18 protein-coding genes are annotated in these 17,442 nt (G+C 70.6%); 5 read left to right on the top strand and 13 right to left on the bottom strand.

The window, feature by feature from the left end:
* Window positions 1–86 precede the first annotated feature (86 nt).
* The 5 genes from ACIPWY_RS27925 to afsQ1 all read right to left on the bottom strand — a co-directional run bounded on the left by ACIPWY_RS27925 (window position 87) and on the right by afsQ1 (window position 3,878).
* On the bottom strand, window positions 87–287 hold the full coding sequence (locus ACIPWY_RS27925; protein WP_100594716.1) for a PspC domain-containing protein: 201 nt from the start codon (window positions 285–287) through the stop codon (window positions 87–89).
* Window positions 288–395: 108 nt separating this feature from the next.
* Window positions 396–938 (bottom strand): VanZ family protein, encoded by a 543-nt coding sequence (locus tag ACIPWY_RS27920; protein ID WP_393703541.1) that lies wholly within the window; start codon window positions 936–938, stop codon window positions 396–398.
* A 77-nt stretch (window positions 939–1,015) separates the two neighbouring features.
* Window positions 1,016–1,627 carry a hypothetical protein gene (locus ACIPWY_RS27915; protein ID WP_362910883.1) on the bottom strand — a complete coding sequence of 204 codons (612 nt, stop codon included), beginning with the start codon at window positions 1,625–1,627 and terminating at the stop codon, window positions 1,016–1,018.
* Window positions 1,624–3,204: a HAMP domain-containing sensor histidine kinase gene (locus ACIPWY_RS27910; RefSeq protein ID WP_362910881.1), complete on the bottom strand. Its 1,581-nt coding sequence runs from the start codon at window positions 3,202–3,204 to the stop codon at window positions 1,624–1,626. Before ACIPWY_RS27910 ends, ACIPWY_RS27915 begins: the two co-directional genes overlap by 4 nt.
* On the bottom strand, window positions 3,201–3,878 hold the full coding sequence (afsQ1, locus tag ACIPWY_RS27905) for a two-component system response regulator AfsQ1 (protein ID WP_030682803.1): 678 nt from the start codon (window positions 3,876–3,878) through the stop codon (window positions 3,201–3,203). The genes ACIPWY_RS27910 and afsQ1 overlap by 4 nt, the downstream gene beginning before the upstream one ends.
* A gap of 238 nt (window positions 3,879–4,116) precedes the next feature.
* On the opposite strand from afsQ1, the gene ACIPWY_RS27900 reads away from it, so the two are divergent.
* A complete protein-coding gene (locus tag ACIPWY_RS27900; protein WP_362910879.1) occupies window positions 4,117–4,875 on the top strand; it encodes a SigE family RNA polymerase sigma factor in 759 nt (252 codons plus the stop codon).
* A gap of 218 nt (window positions 4,876–5,093) precedes the next feature.
* On the opposite strand, the gene ACIPWY_RS27895 is transcribed toward ACIPWY_RS27900, so the two are convergent.
* Window positions 5,094–5,729, bottom strand: a complete 636-nt coding sequence (locus tag ACIPWY_RS27895; RefSeq protein WP_362910877.1) for an ATP-binding protein — start codon at window positions 5,727–5,729, stop codon at window positions 5,094–5,096.
* Between the two features lie 155 nt (window positions 5,730–5,884).
* On the opposite strand from ACIPWY_RS27895, the gene ACIPWY_RS27890 reads away from it, so the two are divergent.
* The gene (locus ACIPWY_RS27890) at window positions 5,885–6,301 is read left to right on the top strand and encodes a hypothetical protein (RefSeq protein ID WP_393703545.1); all 417 of its coding nucleotides are present in this window, start codon (window positions 5,885–5,887) and stop codon (window positions 6,299–6,301) included.
* Between the two features lie 111 nt (window positions 6,302–6,412).
* Here ACIPWY_RS27890 and ACIPWY_RS27885 read toward each other — a convergent pair whose 3' ends face one another.
* The 3 genes from ACIPWY_RS27885 to deoC are packed head-to-tail and all read right to left on the bottom strand — an operon-like array spanning window position 6,413 to window position 9,715.
* Window positions 6,413–7,309, bottom strand: a complete 897-nt coding sequence (locus tag ACIPWY_RS27885; RefSeq protein ID WP_393703547.1) for an aldehyde dehydrogenase family protein — start codon at window positions 7,307–7,309, stop codon at window positions 6,413–6,415.
* A complete protein-coding gene (locus ACIPWY_RS27880; protein WP_393703549.1) occupies window positions 7,310–8,761 on the bottom strand; it encodes an aldehyde dehydrogenase family protein in 1,452 nt (483 codons plus the stop codon). It abuts the gene before it with no gap.
* 3 nt (window positions 8,762–8,764) lie between these two features.
* On the bottom strand, window positions 8,765–9,715 hold the full coding sequence (gene deoC, locus ACIPWY_RS27875) for a deoxyribose-phosphate aldolase (protein ID WP_356282091.1): 951 nt from the start codon (window positions 9,713–9,715) through the stop codon (window positions 8,765–8,767).
* A gap of 335 nt (window positions 9,716–10,050) precedes the next feature.
* On the opposite strand from deoC, the gene ACIPWY_RS27870 reads away from it, so the two are divergent.
* A complete protein-coding gene (locus ACIPWY_RS27870) occupies window positions 10,051–10,674 on the top strand; it encodes a PH domain-containing protein (protein WP_362910869.1) in 624 nt (207 codons plus the stop codon).
* Between the two features lie 54 nt (window positions 10,675–10,728).
* Here the strand turns inward: ACIPWY_RS27870 and ACIPWY_RS27865 are convergent, their stop codons facing one another.
* The 3 genes from ACIPWY_RS27865 to ACIPWY_RS27855 all read right to left on the bottom strand — a co-directional run bounded on the left by ACIPWY_RS27865 (window position 10,729) and on the right by ACIPWY_RS27855 (window position 13,778).
* Window positions 10,729–12,372 carry a phospho-sugar mutase gene (locus ACIPWY_RS27865; protein WP_393703587.1) on the bottom strand — a complete coding sequence of 548 codons (1,644 nt, stop codon included), beginning with the start codon at window positions 12,370–12,372 and terminating at the stop codon, window positions 10,729–10,731.
* A gap of 39 nt (window positions 12,373–12,411) precedes the next feature.
* The gene (locus ACIPWY_RS27860; RefSeq protein ID WP_362910867.1) at window positions 12,412–13,248 is read right to left on the bottom strand and encodes a purine-nucleoside phosphorylase; all 837 of its coding nucleotides are present in this window, start codon (window positions 13,246–13,248) and stop codon (window positions 12,412–12,414) included.
* Between the two features lie 92 nt (window positions 13,249–13,340).
* Complete coding sequence (locus tag ACIPWY_RS27855; RefSeq protein WP_116510652.1) at window positions 13,341–13,778, bottom strand: gamma-glutamylcyclotransferase; 438 nt, start codon at window positions 13,776–13,778, stop codon at window positions 13,341–13,343.
* Between the two features lie 117 nt (window positions 13,779–13,895).
* Here ACIPWY_RS27855 and ACIPWY_RS27850 point away from each other — a divergent pair, with 117 nt between their 5' ends.
* Both ACIPWY_RS27850 and ACIPWY_RS27845 read left to right on the top strand, forming a co-directional pair.
* Window positions 13,896–15,344 carry an NAD(P)H-quinone dehydrogenase gene (locus ACIPWY_RS27850; RefSeq protein ID WP_362910865.1) on the top strand — a complete coding sequence of 483 codons (1,449 nt, stop codon included), beginning with the start codon at window positions 13,896–13,898 and terminating at the stop codon, window positions 15,342–15,344.
* Window positions 15,345–15,526: 182 nt separating this feature from the next.
* On the top strand, window positions 15,527–16,492 hold the full coding sequence (locus ACIPWY_RS27845) for a DeoR/GlpR family DNA-binding transcription regulator (protein ID WP_362910864.1): 966 nt from the start codon (window positions 15,527–15,529) through the stop codon (window positions 16,490–16,492).
* Window positions 16,493–16,565: 73 nt separating this feature from the next.
* On the opposite strand, the gene ACIPWY_RS27840 is transcribed toward ACIPWY_RS27845, so the two are convergent.
* Window positions 16,566–17,171 (bottom strand): TetR/AcrR family transcriptional regulator, encoded by a 606-nt coding sequence (locus ACIPWY_RS27840; protein ID WP_362910862.1) that lies wholly within the window; start codon window positions 17,169–17,171, stop codon window positions 16,566–16,568.
* Window positions 17,172–17,442 lie beyond the last annotated feature (271 nt).

The raw sequence follows: 17,442 nt of genomic DNA, 5'->3' as shown, positions 1-17,442 counted from the left end.
GGGGCGCACCCGCGCGAGCGGGTGCGCCCCTCCTGTGTGTCCTACGTCAGCCCGCCTTGTCGTACATCAGCCTGCGGGCCCCGTCGTCACCACGCCTGGCGGACTTTGCCCTCGCTCGGCAGCAGGATCCACAGCGCGATGTACAGCAGGAACTGGGGACCCGGAAGCAGACACGAAAGCACGAAGATCACGCGCATCGTGGTCGCGGAGGTGCCGAAGCGCCTTGCCAGCGCTGCGCACACTCCGCCGATCATCCGTCCGTTCGTGGGGCGGGCAAGGGCGGTCATGGTGGGCTCCTTCGCGAACCGTAGCGGTGAGGCGCCTCCTTGGCCGGGACGGCCGAGGCGTCTCTGATGCCTTCAAAACTACGGAGACGAACCGGGCGAAGCGTCAGCTCACGGGGCGATGCCGACCCTGGAAATCGTCGGGGTCCGCCCCTGAGAGGGCTCCTCCCGGGGGAGGGCGGTGATCTCGGTCCTGCGGCGGAGCCTGCCCCTGAGGGTCGGCACCACGGCCGCGTGCGCGAGGGCCACGCCCAGCGTGTTCAGGAACAGCGAGTCGATGTCCACGACCTGCCCCGGCACCCCGGTCTGCAGCAGCTCTATGCCGAGCGAGAGCAGCGCTCCCGCGGCGACCGTACGCACCAGCGAACCAAGTGGCGAGACGACGAGCCGCCCACCTGCGATCGGCAGCAGCACCCCCAGCGGGGCGAACAGCACCAGCTCCTTGCCGATGCGGCGCACCGCCTCGGCCGGGCCGAGCGCGAGATCCGCCCTGATCCCGGCGAACGGATGCAGGTTCGCGGCGCTGACCCACGGCACGTCCAGTGGTCGCAGAGTGATCCAGCAGACGAGAAGCAGATGCGCGGCAAGGAGGACTACCCCGGCCGTACGGAAGTGGAGGACGGCCTTGGAGCCGCCCGGGCGATGGCGCTGCACGCACCCCAAGACGCGGCGGGCGGCACGATCGGTTCCGCGTCGCCGGCGTCCGCCCGCGACGGCCGCGCCCGCCTCGGTCAGCCGACCGTCTCGGCGGGCGCCGGGACGGTCCCCGGCCGCGTCCGCATCTCCGGGGAGCAGTCGTACGCGCGCAGGGCGTCGTCGCCCGGCCCGCCGAGCACGACCTTGTCGTCCTTTGCCGTGGCCCCGCCGTTCGCATACGTACACACGATCTGGGCCAGCGCGTACGGCGACAGGTCGTCCGGCGGGACGCTCAGCCGCAGCGCGTTGTCGGGGTCACCCTTGCCCGGCCCCGAGACGGTCATCCCGGGCCTGACGTCCGTCGTGTACCCCGCCTGCCGCTCGTCGCCGCCCGGAGACTGCTCCAGCTCGTCGAGCAGTGCCTGCGCGAGCCGCACCCGGTCCGAGGCGCCCTGCCCCTTCGGCAGGGTCACCGACCGGTCGACGCTCACCAGCTGCGACGTACAGACCAGATACACCTGCACGGAGAACTCGCCGCCCGAGCGTGACCCCAGATCCGGCCCCGACAGCGTGCACGGCACCCGCGACGGCGCGGCGCCGAAGTCCGTCGGAACCTCCGTCGGCCTGATCCCGCACCCGGCGAGCAGCGCGGCGAGAACGGCCGCGCCCGTCAGCGCGTAACGGCGCCTTGTCCTGCGTGCGGTCATCGCGCGCCGCCCTCCTCACCGGAGCCGCCACCGTCGGCGCCCTCGTCATCGGGCGGCAGGGTCAGCGGCGACGCGTCGAGCGGCAGCCGGAACGTGAACACGGCGCCGCCTTCAGGGGAGTTGGCGGCCGTGATCTCGCCGCCGTGGATGTGCGCGTTCTCCAGGGCGATGGAGAGCCCGAGCCCGCTGCCCTCCGAACGCGGCCGCGACGCGCTCGCCTTGTAGAACCGGTCGAAGACGTGCGGGAGCACGTCCTCGGGGATGCCGGGCCCGTGGTCACGGACCTCGATCACCAGGGCCGAGTCGTCAAGACGCACGGACACCCGCACCGGCGAGCCGCCGTGCTTGAGCGCGTTCCCGATCAGGTTCGCCATGATGACGTCGAGGCGGCGCGGGTCGATCCGCGCCATGATGCCGCGCTCCGCGTCCAGATCCACCGCGTCGAGCCAGGCGCGTGCGTCGATGCAGGCCGTGATCTGGTCGACGATGTCGACGCGGTCGAGGACGAGCCGGGCGGTGCCCGCGTCGAAGCGGGTGACCTCCATGAGGTTCTCCACGAGGTCGTTCAGCCGCCGGGTCTCGCTCACCACGAGCCGAACCGCGGGCTCGATCATCGGGTCGACCGAACCGGTCTCCGCGTCGAGCTCCTCCTCGAGTACCTCTGTCACGGCGGTGATCGCCGTCAGGGGCGTACGCAGCTCGTGTGACATGTCGGCGACGAAGCGCCGCGACGCCTCCTCGCGCGCGCTCATGTCGGCGACCGTCTTCTCCAGATTCTCCGCGGTCCGGTTGAACGTCCGGGAAAGATCGGCCAGTTCGTCCGTACCGGACACCCGCAGTCGCGTGTCCAGCTTCCCTTCCCCGAGCCGCCGGGCCGCCCTCCCGAGCCGGTGCACCGGCTTGAGCACCGTCGTCGCCGCGGCCTGCGCGAGCAGCGCCGAACCGACCAGCGCGAGCGCCGTCGCGATCCCGAGCGACCAGGCAAGGGAGTTGAGATCCTTCGCCTCCGGCTCCAGGGACTTGAGCATGTAGCCCGTCGGCCCCCCGTCGATCACCCGCGCCCCACCGACCAGATACGGCGTGTCATTGCTGACGATCCGCTGCCAGTACAGGTGGTACGGATGCTTGTTGCCGTCCGTGAGGGGCTGCTCCCTGTTCACCGCGTCCCGCAGCGAACGCGGCACCTCGGCCAGCGTGATGGCGTCCAGATCGGAGTTCCCCGCGATCCGCCGGCCGTCCTTGTCATCACTGATCAGCAGCACACTGAAGTGCTGACTGCTGCTCGCCATCAGGTTCGCCGCATGCTGCAACTCGCCCTGCGTCGGATGCTCGGGCAGCGCCGCGGCGCGATTCTGCATCTCCTGCTGGAAGTCGCTGAGCGCCGCGTCCTGCGCGCGGGTCAGCACCGCCTCGCGGTTGAGCCAGTACGCGATCCCGGACGCCGACACCGCCGCGGTCAGCGCCACCAGGGCGAAGACGACGACGAGCCGCAGCCGCAGGCTCGTGAAACGCAGGCCGGCGAGTATCGCCTTCTTCGCCGCGGCCCATCCCTGCAGCCGGTCGTGCGCATCACTCACTGAGGCGTATCCAGCCGGTAGCCGACCCCGCGCACCGTTCGGATCAGCGTCGGCGACGACGGCACGTCCTCGACCTTCGCGCGCAGCCGCTGCACACAGGCGTCGACGAGCCGCGAGTCACCGAGGTAGTCGTGCTCCCACACCAGACGCAGCAACTGCTGCCGCGACAGCGCCTGTCCCGGCCTGCGGCTCAGTTCGAGCAGCAACCGCAGCTCCGTGGGCGTCAGTTGGAGGTCCTCGCCGTTCTTCGTGACCGTCATCGCGGCCCGGTCGATGACGAGACTGCCGAACGACGCGGCGTCGTTCGCCTCCCGCTCGCCCCGCCGGAGCACCGCGCGGATCCGCGCGTCGAGCACCCGCCCCTGCACCGGTTTCACGACATAGTCGTCGGCGCCGGACTCCAGTCCGACCACCACGTCGATGTCGTCGCTGCGCGCGGTGAGCAGGATGATCGGCAGCTGGTCCGTGCGCCGGATGCGCCGGCACACCTCGAACCCGTCGATGCCGGGCAGCATCACATCCAGCACGATCAGATCCGGCCGCTGCTCGCGCAACAGCTTCAGACCGTCCTCGCCGGTGGCAGCGGTGGCAACCCGATGGCCCTGGCGCGTAAGGGACAGCTCCAGGGCCGTTCGGATGGCGTCGTCGTCCTCGATCAGCAACAGGGAAGGCACAGACGCCATTCTGTCCCATCGCACGGCTCAAGTTCGACCGTTGGAGCGCTCCCAAGCTCGTAATGAGGCGGCTTCGGGCCGCATCCACACACGACTCGCACACCCCCGGGCCCTGTGACAGGTCTGTGACAGTCGACGGACACCGTCATGAAGTGACCCGGGCAAGCTTTTGGACATCGCAAGGACGCAAGTCCTTACGAACCACGGGAAACCGAGACTCCACGACGGGGGGCGCGAGATGAACACGCTGCACAGCACCACCACTGGCGCAGTTGTCACACGTCTTCATGACGCTCTCGTGCGGAGTCCCGGTTCCGGGAAGCACGAGCTGTCCGGTGCCGTGAGCGGGCGGGGGTGCGCTCGCGGCACCGGGCGTCAGCACACCACGTACATGACGGTGGTTGACGCTAACCAGGCGGTATCCGACGGGGGAGCCGCGTACGGGGAGGAATCGGGGGAGCGGAAGAAGTCCCTGTCGGAGGCCGAGTTCACCGCCTACGTCCAGGAACGCCGCGCCTCCCTGTACGCAACCGCCTACCACCTGACCGGTGACCGGTTCGAGGCCGAGGACCTGCTCCAGAGCGCCCTCTTCTCGACGTACCGCGCCTGGGACAGGATCAGTGACAAGGCGGCGGTCGGGGGCTACCTCCGCCGCACCATGACCAATCTGCACATCAGCGCGTGGCGCCGCCGCAAGCTGAACGAGTACCCGACCGAGGAACTGCCGGAGACGGCGGGCGACACGGACGCGATGCGCGGCACGGAGCTGCGCGCGGTTCTCTGGCAGGCCCTGGCCCGCCTCCCCGAACTGCAGCGCACGATGCTCGTCCTGCGCTACTACGAGGGTCGTACGGACCCCGAGATCGCGGACATCCTCGACATCAGTGTCGGCACGGTGAAGTCCAGCATCTGGCGCTCCCTGCGCCGGCTGCGCGAGGACGAGGTCCTCAGCTTCGGCCGTGACCTGGAAGAGTCCTTCGGCGAGCTGGTGGCCTGAAGGCAGGGGGCGGGCCGTCGCTCCGGGGGGACGCGACGGTTGTACGGGGGAGTGGTACCGGGGGGATCACGGGGGATCTTCACGGGGGAATGAAGCGGGACCGGAGGGCCGGGGGGTCTCTCCGGTCCCGCTTTTTATGCGTACGGCCTGTTCTCGCGCCTACGGCTCGGGTGTTGTGCGTACGGCCTGGTTCTCGTGCGTACGCGAGTGCGGAGCGCTCACGCCTGGGCGCGGGCCTTCACGCAGCGGCCCGCGGCGGCCGCGGCGAGGCGGCCCAGGGCCTCCTCCTTGCCGCACGCGTGGGCGCCGAGTGCCGTCTGGCGGGCCACGATGCCGCGCTCGGCGCGCATCAGGCGCCAGCCGCGGCGCAGCAGGAACGGCACGGACTTGCGGCCCTCCCTGAGGTCCCGTAGCAGCCGGCGGCGGAACGTCGTGGACGGGCGGCCGCGCAGGCACAGCGCGTCGGCGAGCAGCCCGAGGTCCCGGCAGCGCTCCACGATGTCCGCGGCGAAGATTCCCTCCGCGATGAACAGGGGCGTGCGCTCGATGTCGAGCGTCTCCTCGCCCACCCGCGCACTGGTCGCGATGTCGTAGACGGGGACGCGGGTGCGGCCCGTGCGGCACAGCTCCGCGATCGCAGCGACGGCCGTCTCCGTGTCCCAGGAGTGGGGCGAGTCCCAGTCGATGTCGGAGCTGCCCGGCACCAGCGGCAGCGTCGGGTCGCCGTTCTCCTTGTAGAAGTCGTCCAGGCACAGCACGGGAAGCCCGGAGCGGGACGCGAACGACGACTTGCCGGAGCCTGAAGGGCCTGCCAGCAGGACGACCCGGGTCGGTATCGGGGGATGGGAACTCACGAGACACCAGTGTGCGGCATCCCCCGCCCCCGGTGGACCCCGCGGGTCGGCCTTTGTCGCACAGCCGCGGCTCAACTACTGTGCGTACGCGTACGATTACTCGATCTGCGGCGGCGGGCCAACCGGCCGCCGGTACCGGAAACGGGCGGCACCTCATGGCACGACACTCAGCGAAGAAGTCCTCGGCGGCCCAGCGTGCGCTGCTGCGCGCGGGGCTCACCCTCACCGCCGCGGGCGCGGCGCTCGGCGGGGGTGCGGTGAGCGCCGGTGCGGCGGAGCCCGCCGCCGCACATCTCGCCTCACCGGTCGGCGACCTCGACGCCGCGGCGGCCGGGGGAGCGGTGGCCGGGGCGCTCCAGTCCGCTTCCGGCGGGGGTCTTGCCCCCGTCAAGCATCTGAGGCTCAACCCGCTCTCCGGCACCGGGGTCGACCCGCTGGACAACGCGGTCGGTACGCAGGTCGCCGACTTCAAGCCGGTGACCACGGCCGTCGCGACCGGCCCCCTGACCAAGGGCGGCGCTCTCGCCGACCTCCCGCTGGTGGGACCGGCCACTTCGCTGCTGCCCGGTTAGGGCGTCGGTGGCGTCAGGGCATGCCGGAGCCCCGGCCCTCCTGGACGGAGGAGGGCCAGGGCTCCGGGTTCCGGATCGGCGTCGGGTCGGGTCGGGCTCTGGGGGCCGGGCCTAGTACGAAGAGCCCGATGCGCCCAGCGAACCCGTCGGGTGCCACACCGTCTTCGTTTCCAGGAACGACGTGAGCCGGTCCGTGCCCGGGTCCGTCGTCCAGTCCGTGTCCACAGCCTGTGGACGGCGTACGCGCTTCAGGTTGTCCGCAGCCGCGATCTCCAGGTCACGGGCCAGGTCGGCGTCCGCGCCCGTCAGGTCGATCGCGTTCACGTCCTGGTGCGCGGCCAGCGGCGGAGCGATCTCCGACGTCCTGCCGGACAGGATGTTCACCACACCACCCGGCACGTCGGACGTGGCGAGGACCTCGCCGAGCGACAGCGCCGGCAGCGGGGACGTCTCGCTCGCGATCACCACGGCCGTGTTGCCCGTCGCGATCACCGGGGCGATCACCGAGACCAGGCCCAGGAACGACGACTTCTGCGGGGCCAGCACGGCCACCACTCCGGTCGGCTCGGGCGTGGACAGGTTGAAGAACGGGCCCGCGACCGGGTTCGCCCCGCCCACGACCTGGCCGATCTTGTCCGTCCAGCCCGCGTACCAGACCCACCTGTCGATCGCCGCGTCCACGACCGCCGCCGCCTTCGTCTTCGACAGGCCCTCGGCGTCGGCCACTTCGCGCACGAACTGGTCGCGGCGGCCCTCCAGCATCTCGGCCACGCGGTAGAGCACCTGCCCGCGGTTGTACGCCGTCGCGCCCGCCCAGCCGCCGAACGCCTTGCGCGCCGCCACGACCGCGTCACGTGCGTCCTTGCGGGACGACAGCGGGGCGTTCGCCAGCCACTTGTCCTTCGAGTCCGACACCTCGTACACCCGGCCGCTCTCGGAACGCGGGAACTTCCCGCCCACGTACAGCTTGTAGGTCTTCAGGACTGTGAGTCGCTCAACAGTGCTCATTTATCGCGTGCCCTCCGGGCTCGACGGGGCGAGGTATGCCTCCAGGCCGTGGCGGCCGCCCTCGCGGCCGTAGCCCGACTCCTTGTAGCCGCCGAACGGCGAGGTCGGGTCGAACTTGTTGAACGTGTTGGCCCAGACGACGCCCGCCCGGAGCTTGTTCGCGACCGAGAGGATGCGCGAGCCCTTCTCCGTCCAGATGCCGGCCGAGAGCCCGTACTGCGTGTTGTTCGCCTTCGCCACCGCCTCCTCCGGGGTGCGGAACGTGAGGACGGACAGCACCGGGCCGAAGATCTCGTCCCGCGCGATCGTGTGCGCCTGCGTGACGTTCGTGAAGAGCGTCGGGGCGAACCAGTAGCCGCTGTCCGGGAGTTCGCACGGCGCCGACCAGCGCTCCGCGCCCTCCGCCTCGCCCGTCTCCGCGAGCGCCTTGATCCTCGCGAGCTGCTCCGCGGAGTTGATCGCGCCGATGTCGGTGTTCTTGTCCAGCGGGTCGCCCAGGCGGAGCGTGGTGAGGCGGCGCTTCAGCGCGTCCAGAACCTCGTCCGCCACCGACTCCTGGACCAGGAGGCGCGAGCCCGCGCAGCAGACCTGGCCCTGGTTGAAGAAGATGCCCGTGACGATGCCCTCGACCGCCTGGTCGACGGGCGCGTCGTCGAAGACGATGTTCGCGCCCTTGCCGCCGAGTTCGAGCGTGACCTTCTTGTCCGTGCCCGCCACCTGGCGGGCGATCGCCTTGCCGACCGCCGTCGAGCCGGTGAACGCGACCTTGTTCACGTCGGGGTGCGCCGTGAGGGCCGCGCCCGCGTCCCCGTAGCCCGGGAGGATGTTCACCACACCCCTGGGCAGGCCTGCCTGGCGGCAGATGTCCGCGAAGAACAGGGCGGACAGGGGGGTCGTCTCGGCCGGCTTCAGGACGACCGTGTTGCCCGTCGCCAGCGCCGGGGCGATCTTCCACGCCAGCATCAGCAGCGGGAAGTTCCACGGAATGACCTGGCCCGCGACGCCCAGCGGCGCCGGGTTCGGGCCGAGGCCGGCGTGGTCGAGCTTGTCCGCCCAGCCCGCGTAGTAGAAGAAGTGCGCCGCCACCAGGGGGAGGTCCGCGTCGCGCGTCTCCTTGATGGGCTTGCCGTTGTCCAGCGTCTCCAGGACCGCGAGCTCGCGGCTGCGCTCCTGGATGATCCGCGCGATCCGGAACAGGTACTTCGCGCGCTCGGCGCCCGGCAGCGCCGACCACTTCTCGAACGCCTTGCGGGCGGCCTTCACCGCGCGGTCCACGTCCGCCTCGCCCGCCTGGGCGATCTCGGAGAGGACCTCCTCGGTGGACGGGCTCACCGTCTTGAAGACCTTGCCGTCGGCCGCCTCGGCGAACTCGCCGTCGATGAACAGGCCGTAGCTGGGGGCGATGTCGACGACGGAGCGGGACTCCGGTGCGGGTGCGTACTCGAACGTCATGGGTCAGTCCACCGTCACGTAGTCGGGGCCGGAGTAGCGGCCGGTGCTCAACTTCTGGCGCTGCATCAGCAGGTCGTTGAGCAGGCTCGAAGCGCCGAAGCGGAACCAGTGGTTGTCCAGCCAGTCGCCTCCGGCGGTCTCGTTGACCAGCACGAGGAACTTGAGCGCGTCCTTGGTCGTCCGGATGCCTCCGGCGGGCTTCACGCCTACCTGTACGCCCGTCTGCTCGCGGAAGTCACGTACCGCCTCCAGCATCAGCAGGGTGTTCGCCGGGGTGGCGTTCACCCCGACCTTGCCGGTCGACGTCTTGATGAAGTCCGCCCCGGCCATCATGCCCAGCCAGCTCGCCCGCCGGATGTTGTCGTACGTCGACAGCTCGCCCGTCTCGAAGATGACCTTCAGGCGCGCGGCGCCCGAGGCCTCCTTCACGGCGACGATCTCCTCGTACACCTTCAGGTAGTGGCCCGCGAGGAACGCTCCGCGGTCGATGACCATGTCGATCTCGTCGGCGCCGGCGGCCACCGCCTCGCGGACGTCCCCGAGCTTCACCTCCAGGGCGGCGCGGCCCGCCGGGAAGGCGGTGGCTACGGAGGCGACCTTCACGTCGCTCCCGGCCACGGCCTCCTTGGCCGTCGCCACCATGTCCGGATAGACGCAGACGGCGGCTGTGCGGGGAGTCGTACGGTCGGTGGGGTCCGGGTGCACGGCCTTCGCGCCGAGCGCGCGGACCTTGCCGGCCGTGTCGGCGCCTTCGAGGGTCGTCAGGTCGATCATCGAGATCGCCAGGTCGATGGCGTACGCCTTGGCCGTGGTCTTGATCGACCGCGTGCCTAGGGATGCGGCGCGAGCCTCCAGGCCGACCGTGTCGACTCCGGGCAGCCCGTGAAGGAAGCGACGCAGCGAACGGTCTGAGGCGACCGCGTCGGCGAATGCGGGTGCGGGTGCAGTGGGCATGGTCACGAGGGGAGCATATCTACGCGCGTAGCTGCTGTACAGGGGGAGGGGGGAGTGGGGGGTCTGGGGGCTTTTTGGGTGCCGGCCTGTGGGCGGTGCGCTCAGGTGCGTTTTTGGGCGTGGGCTCGAGGGCGCTGCTCAGGTGCGTTTTGGGTGCGGGGCCACGGCCCCTCCCGTTTCGTCGGTGCCTGGCCCTCCGTTGGGGCTTTCTCCTGGCGGCGGGTCTTGTCTTGTGCGTGGGTGATTGTCGGTCGGGCTCTTTCCCGGGTTCCGTTGGGTGTGGTTGTTCTCAGGCCGTAATGAACGTTCTTCTCGGCTTCAGGCATCATCGGTGTATGAAGACCCCGGACTCCCAGCCCTCTGTCACGGAACCCGTGGCCGCGGAGCGGGCCTACCGTTCTCCTGCCGGAATTGCCGGTGGTGTCCTGCTGCTCGTGATGGGGGCCTGGCTCGGTTTCGACGCACTGGTCAATGGCGACGCACGCACCGCCTGGCTGGCCGTCGCGGCGCTGCTCGTCCTTGTGCCGCTCGTCGTCGCGTTCACGGTCAGGCCCGCGGTGTACGCGAATGAGGACCGGCTCCGCATTCGTAATCCGTTCCGCGTGATCACCCTGCCCTGGGCGTCCGTCGCGGATCTGCGGGCCAGTTACTCCAGCGAGGTCTTCACCGAGGGCGGGGACAAGTACCAGCTCTGGGCCATCCCCGTGTCCGTGCGCGCCCGCAAGAAGGCCAACCGGCGCACCGGTGGGCGTAAGAGCAGTGGCCTGGCCGGGGCCGCCGACTTCGTGCCTCGTAAGGCCGCCGGCGATCAGTCCCTCGACGAGATTCGGGAGCTGGCCCGGGACGGCGCCGACAGGCCGTCGGCGCAGGGTGAGCCTTCGATCCGCTGGGCCTACGAGATCGTCGCGCCCGTGGTCGTGGGTGCGGTCCTGCTGGCTGTGGTGCTGGCCGTCGGCTGATTCGGGTGTGGCGAAGGCCGGGGCGGATTCCGCCCCGGCCTTCTGCTTGCCTTTTCAGATTCCTGCCGCTGCCGACAGGTCTTGCTTGATCGCGTTCAGTACCCGTGTGCCCTCTGCTCGGGCCGAGGCCAGGTCCGAGGGTGCCGCTACGGGGATCACTGCCTCCAAGTAGCACTTGAGCTTGGGCTCCGTGCCGCTCGGACGGACGATGACCCGGGCGCGGTACTCGCCGTCCAGCGTGTAGCGCAGACCGTCCGTGGGCGGGAGGGTGCTTGTGCCGTGGGTGAGGTCCTCTGCCTGCACCACGGCGAGGCCCGCCAGTGCGTTCGGCGGTGTCTCGCGGAGTGCGGTCATTGCCTTCGCGATGATCGTGAGGTCCTCGACCCGTACGGAGAGCTGGTCCGTCGCGTGCAGGCCGTGGGCCAGCGCCAGGTCGTCGAGTGCGTCCAGGAGGGTGCGGCCCTGCTCCTTGAGCGTCGAGGCCAGCTCGGCGATCAGCAGCGCGGCCGTGATGCCGTCCTTGTCCCGTACGCCCTCGGGGTCCACGCAGTAGCCGAGTGCCTCTTCGTAGCCATAGCGCAGGCCGTCGACCCGGGCGATCCACTTGAAGCCCGTCAGGGTTTCCTCGTAGGGGAGGCCGGCTGCTTCGGCGATGCGGCCCAGGAGGGAGGACGACACGATCGACTCCGCGAAGACGCCGCTCGCTCCTCGTGCCACCAGATGGGCCGCCAGCAGCGCGCCCACCTCGTCGCCTCGCAGCATGCGCCAGTCGTCGTCGTCCTTCACGGCCACTGCGCAGCGGTCCGCGTCCGGGTCGTTCGCGATGATCAGGTCCGGGCCGGCTGCGCGGGCCGTCGCGAAAGCGAGGTCCATCGCGCCCGGTTCTTCCGGGTTCGGGAACGCCACCGTCGGGAAGTCCGGGTCCGGGTCCGCCTGCTCGGTCACGAGCGTCGGCTCGGGGAAGCCCGCTCGCGCGAACGCGGCCAGCAGGGTGTCCTTGCCGACGCCGTGCATCGCCGTGTAGACCGTGCGCGCCGTGCGCGGGGAGTCCGGGGCCAGGACCGCGTCCGTGCGGGCCAGGTAGGCCTCCAGGACGTCCTCGCCGAGCGTTTCCCAGCCGGAGTCCGGGCGGGGTACGTCGTGGAGGGTGCGGATCGCGTCGATCTCGGCCGCGATCTCGGCGTCCGCGGGCGGCACGATCTGGGAGCCGTCGCCCAGGTAGACCTTGTAGCCGTTGTCGCGGGGCGGGTTGTGGCTGGCCGTGACCTCCACGCCCGCGACCGCGCCCAGGTGCCGTACGGCGAAGGCGAGGACCGGGGTGGGCAGCGGGCGCGGCAGCACCGCGGCGCGCAGGCCGGCGCCCGTCATGACGGCCGCCGTGTCCCGCGCGAAGTCCGCCGACTTGTGGCGCGCGTCGTACCCGACGACGACCAGGCCGCCCGCCTCGCCCTTGCTCTTCAGGTAGGCCGCGAGGCCCGCCGCCGCGCGGATGACCACGGAGCGGTTCATCCGCATCGGGCCCGCGCCGAGCTCGCCGCGCAGGCCCGCGGTGCCGAACTGGAGCGTGCCGGCGAAGCGCTCGGCGAGTGCCGGGGTGTCGGCGCTCTCGATGAGCTTCGCCAGCTCCTCTCGGGTCTCCGGGTCGGGGTCCTCGGCCAGCCAGGCCTCGGCCCTGGCGAGCAGTTCGGTGTCCTGCAAGGTCACGGTTCGTCCAGCCTCTCGCGTGTCTCTACGGGATCAGATGCGGCCCAGGACCTTGCCCAGGAGCTCGCCCATGCGGGTGGCGGAGTCGCGGCCGGCCTGGAGCACCTCTTCGTGGTTGAGGGGCTCGCCCGTCATGCCCGCCGCCAGGTTGGTGACGAGGGAGATGCCGAGTACCTCGGCGCCGGCCTCGCGGGCCGCGATCGCCTCGAGCACGGTCGACATGCCGACGAGGTCCGCGCCGATCGTGCGGGCCATGCGGATCTCGGCCGGCGTCTCGTAGTGCGGGCCGGGGAACTGCGCGTAGACGCCCTCTTCGAGGGAGGGGTCGATCTCCTTGCACAGGGTGCGCAGGCGCGGGGAGTACAGGTCGGTGAGGTCGACGAAGTTCGCGCCGACGATCGGCGACGTCGCCGTCAGGTTCAGGTGGTCGCTGATCAGGACCGGCTGGCCGGGGCGCATGCCCTCGCGCAGACCGCCGCAGCCGTTGGTCAGCACGATGGTCTTGCAGCCCGCGGCGACGGCGGTACGGACGCCGTGCGCGACGGACGCGACACCGCGGCCCTCGTAGTAGTGCGTGCGGCCGAGGAAGACGAGGGCGCGCTTGTCACCGATCTTGTACGAGCGGATCTTTCCGCCGTGGCCCTCGACGGCCGGCGGCGGGAAGCCGGGCAGCTCGGTGACGGGGAACTCGCTCTCGGGGGTGCCGAGGGCGTCCACGGCCGGTGCCCAGCCGGAGCCCATCACGAGGGCGACGTCGTGGGTGTCGGCGCCCGTGAGCTCGCGCAGGCGCGAGGCGGCGGCGTCGGCGGCGACCCGGGGATCGAATCGGGTAGCGCCCTGGATGTGGTCCGGAGTAACAGATGCGTTCACGCGATCGAGGGTAGCCGCTTCGGTCCTACGCGCGTAGATGACAGACCTCACGGGATTGGGATCGTTGTCTTGTCGTTTCCGACGAAGCCTGTTCAGCAGGGGCGCTTGCGCAGTTCCATCACGTAGTCGTGCGGGGCTCCGGCCGATTCCGCCGCGTCCGCCAGTTCGCCGAGATAGCGGGCCGAGGGGAACCCGCCCTCGTATCCGTTGAGCACGTACACCCAGGCGGGTTCCTCACCCTCCAGCGTGTCCACGCGTACGCGCATCCGCCGGTAGATGTCGAGCCCCACGCCCTCCCAGCGGTCCATGGAGTCCTCGTCCATCGGCGCGATGTCGTAGAGCGCGACGAAGACCTGTGAGCGGGGCGCCTCGACGAGGGTCGCGAGCGCGCCTTCCCAGCCCATGTGCTCGCCCCCGAACGTCAGCCGCCAGCCGCTGAGCCAGCCCGTCGCGCGCATCGGCGAGTGCGGTGCGCGGCGCGTCATCAGCCGCGCGTCGAGATTGCCGGCGTATGCGGCGTAGAGCGACATGTGGTCGAGGGTACGGCAGGTGCGGCTGGGGTCCCTCCTGTGACAGAAGACCCCTCCGACGTGGGGCGCGCACGGACGGAGGCCCCCAGGGCGAAAGCACTTGAAGCGTGCGGGACAATGGAGTACGTGACTCGGATCGTGATCATCGGTGGCGGACCTGGCGGATATGAGGCGGCCCTCGTGGCTGCCCAGCTCGGCGCGGAGGTGACCGTCGTCGACTGCGACGGCCTGGGCGGGGCGTCGGTGCTCACCGACTGCGTTCCGTCCAAGACCCTGATCGCGACGGCCGAGGTGATGACCACCTTCGACTCGTCGTACGAGGAGCTGGGGATCATCGTCGCCGACGACACCCCGCACATCGACAGCCCCGCGCGGGTCGTCGGTGTGGACCTCGGCAAGGTCAACCGGCGTGTGAAGCGCCTCGCGCTCGCCCAGTCCCACGACATCACCGCCTCCGTCACCCGGGCCGGCGCCCGCGTGATGCGCGGCCGCGGCCGCCTGGAGGGCCAGCAGGCCGCCGACGGCTCCCGCAAGGTCGTCGTGCGCACCGCCGACGGCACCGAGGAGACCCTCACCGCCGACGCCGTCCTCATCGCGACCGGCGGCCACCCGCGCGAGGTGCCCGACGCCCAGCCCGACGGCGAGCGCATCCTCAACTGGACCCAGGTCTACGACCTCGACGAGCTCCCCGAGGAGCTCATCGTGGTCGGCTCCGGTGTCACCGGCGCCGAGTTCGCCGGCGCCTACCAGGCCCTCGGGTCGAGGGTGACGCTCGTGTCCAGCCGCGACCGCGTCCTGCCCGGCGAGGACCCGGACGCCGCCGCCGTCCTCGAAGACGTCTTCCGCCGTCGCGGCATGAACGTCATGGCCCGCTCGCGCGCCCAGTCCGCGAAGCGCGTCGGCGACCGTGTCGAGGTCACTCTCTCCGACGGCCGCGTCATCTCCGGCACCCACTGCCTGATGGCCGTCGGCGCCATCCCGAACTCCAGCGGGATGGGTCTGGAGGAGGCCGGGGTCAAGCTCAAGGACTCCGGGCACATCTGGACCGACAAGGTCTCCAGGACCACCGCTCCCGGCGTGTACGCCGCCGGTGACGTGACCGGCGTCTTCGCGCTCGCCTCCGTGGCCGCGATGCAGGGCCGCATCGCCGTCTACCACTTCCTCGGCGACGCGGTGACCCCGCTGAACCTCAAGACGGTCTCCTCGAACGTCTTCACCGACCCCGAGATCGCCACGGTCGGCTACACGCAGGCCGACGTCGACGCCGGCAAGATCGACGCCCGCGGGGTGAAGCTGCCGCTGCTGCGCAACCCGCGCGCCAAGATGCAGGGCATCCGAGACGGCTTCGTCAAGATCTTCTGCCGGCCCGGCACGGGCATCGTGGTGGGCGGCGTGGTCGTCTCCCCGCGCGCGAGCGAGCTGATCCATCCCATCTCGATCGCGGTCGACAACAACCTCACGGTCGAGCAGATCGCGAAGGCGTTCACCGTGTACCCGTCACTTTCGGGCTCGATCGCCGAGGTGGCGCGTCAGCTGCACACGCGGAAGACGGCCGACGAAGCCTGACGGCCGCGCATTCACCGGGCACGATCAACTTCCCGCAGGTCACAGCCTGTTGTGACCCATGCGGTGGGCTTAGGCGCGGGAGATAGGCGCCTATACCACTTCGTGCAGTTCCGTGCGAACAACTTCTGTTATTCGGCGCAAACTGCTGAAAGCAGACGGTCGTTGGGGTTACTGTCAGTTTCGTGTTCGCTGCAGAACGTCGTCAATTGATCCTCGAAATGGTGCGGGCCAATGGAGCGGTATCGCTCCGGGAGCTCGCCCGCGTCGTCCAGACCTCCGAAGTGACCGTACGGCGGGACGTGCGCGCACTGGAGGCAGAAGGACTCCTCGACCGCCGGCATGGCGGTGCGGTATTGCCGGGCGGATTCACGCGGGAATCCGGCTTTCCGCAGAAGTCACATCTCGCGACCGCAGAGAAGACGGCCATCGCCGACCTCGCCGCAGGCCTCGTCGAAGAAGGCCAGGCCATCGTGGTGGGGGCGGGTACGACCACGCAGGAGCTGGCCCGCCGGCTCGCACGCGTACCCGGCCTGACCGTCGTCACCAACTCCCTTCTGGTGGCACAGGCGTTGGCCCATGCCAACAGGGTCGAGGTCGTCATGACGGGCGGCACTCTGCGCGGTTCCAACTACGCCCTCGTGGGCAGCGGGGCCGAGCAGTCCCTCCAGGGACTCAGGGTCTCCCGCGCCTTCCTCTCCGGCAGTGGACTGACCGCCGAACGCGGCCTCTCCACCTCCAACATGCTGTCGGCCTCGGTCGACCGCGCGCTGGTACAGGCCGCCGCGGAGGTCGTCGTCCTCGCCGACCACTCCAAACTCGGCACCGACACGATGTTCCAGACGGTGCCGACCGATGTCATCACGCGCCTCGTGACGGACGAACCGCCCAGCCACGACGACCGCGCCGTCACCGAACTGCAGGCACTCGCCGACCAGGGGGTGCAGATCGCGATCGCCGGAGCCTCGGCGACCGGAACCGGGCCGGCGGGGGGAGATCCCGTCCCGGCGCGGCAGGGGCGCCGGGACGTACCTCTGCCGGGCCAGCGCCGCACCCAGCTCCCGGGCGGCCCCCAGCTGCGCAGCGCGTCCGCCCTCGACCAGGCACCCCCTGAGCGCGCGGCAAGGGTGGCCGACCTCCGGCGGCGCTGAGCGGCACTCCGGGTGGGCCGAGCCCGGTGTGGAGCGTTCTCCTTACGGCTGAGGGTTGCCGTCGGACGGTCGCCTAGCCCGCGGTGATGCCTCGCAGTGTCAGCCGGAGCAAACGATCCGCCAGCTCCGGGTCGTCCGGGGTCTCCTCCGCGGCCAGCGCGATCGCGTTGGTCAGCTGAAGCAGATCGCCGATCGACACGTCCGCGCGCACGGCACCCGCCCGCTGCGCCCTGGACAACAGGGCCTGGCCCGCCTCGCGCATCGGCGTGCTGCACCGCGACAGGGCCGAACTGGCGTCGTGCGACGCCGACATGAGGGCCCGTGAGAGCCCGCGGTACTCACCCGCATGAGTGATGATGTCGCGCAGCCATGCCACGAGCGCCGAGCATGGCTGCGGGTCCGCGAGCAGTGCCCGCGAGCGCGCAAGCAGATCGTTCACCGCGTCCTCGAAGACCGCGCTCATCAGCGCGTGGCGGTTCGGGAAGTGCCGGTAGAGCGTCCCGATGCCGACGCCCGCGCGCCGCGCCACGTCCTCCAGGGACGCGCCCGTGCCGTGCTCGGCGAACGCCGCACGCGCCTGAGTGAGCAGCCGCTCGTAGTTCCGGCGTGCGTCGGCCCGCATGGGGCGTACGGAAGGGGCCGGGCGGGCCCGGTCCGTCTGGTCCGTGCCGGTCGTCATCGGTCCTCCCTGGTCGTGCGCGCACTCTCCAGGATGCCTGATCGCGCGGCGGCCGGACCACGGAGCCGGAATGACGCGAGCGCCCGGTGGACCGTGTTCCGGTCCGCCGGGCGCTCGCGTCAGGCCCACTGACAGCCAGGCCCTCTGACAACAGGCCTACTGACAACAGGTCAGGGTCAGTCCTTGATTTCGCAGATGGTGGCGCCGGAGGTGATGGAGGCGCCGATTTCGGCGCTGAGGCCCTTGATGGTGCCGGTGCGGTGGGCGTTGA

Source organism: Streptomyces sp. NPDC090032 (assembly GCF_044748025.1).
Taxonomy (GTDB): Bacteria; Actinomycetota; Actinomycetes; order Streptomycetales; family Streptomycetaceae; genus Streptomyces.
Note: the sequence above shows the minus strand (reverse complement) of the source record. Positions and strands in the feature narration are given on the sequence as shown.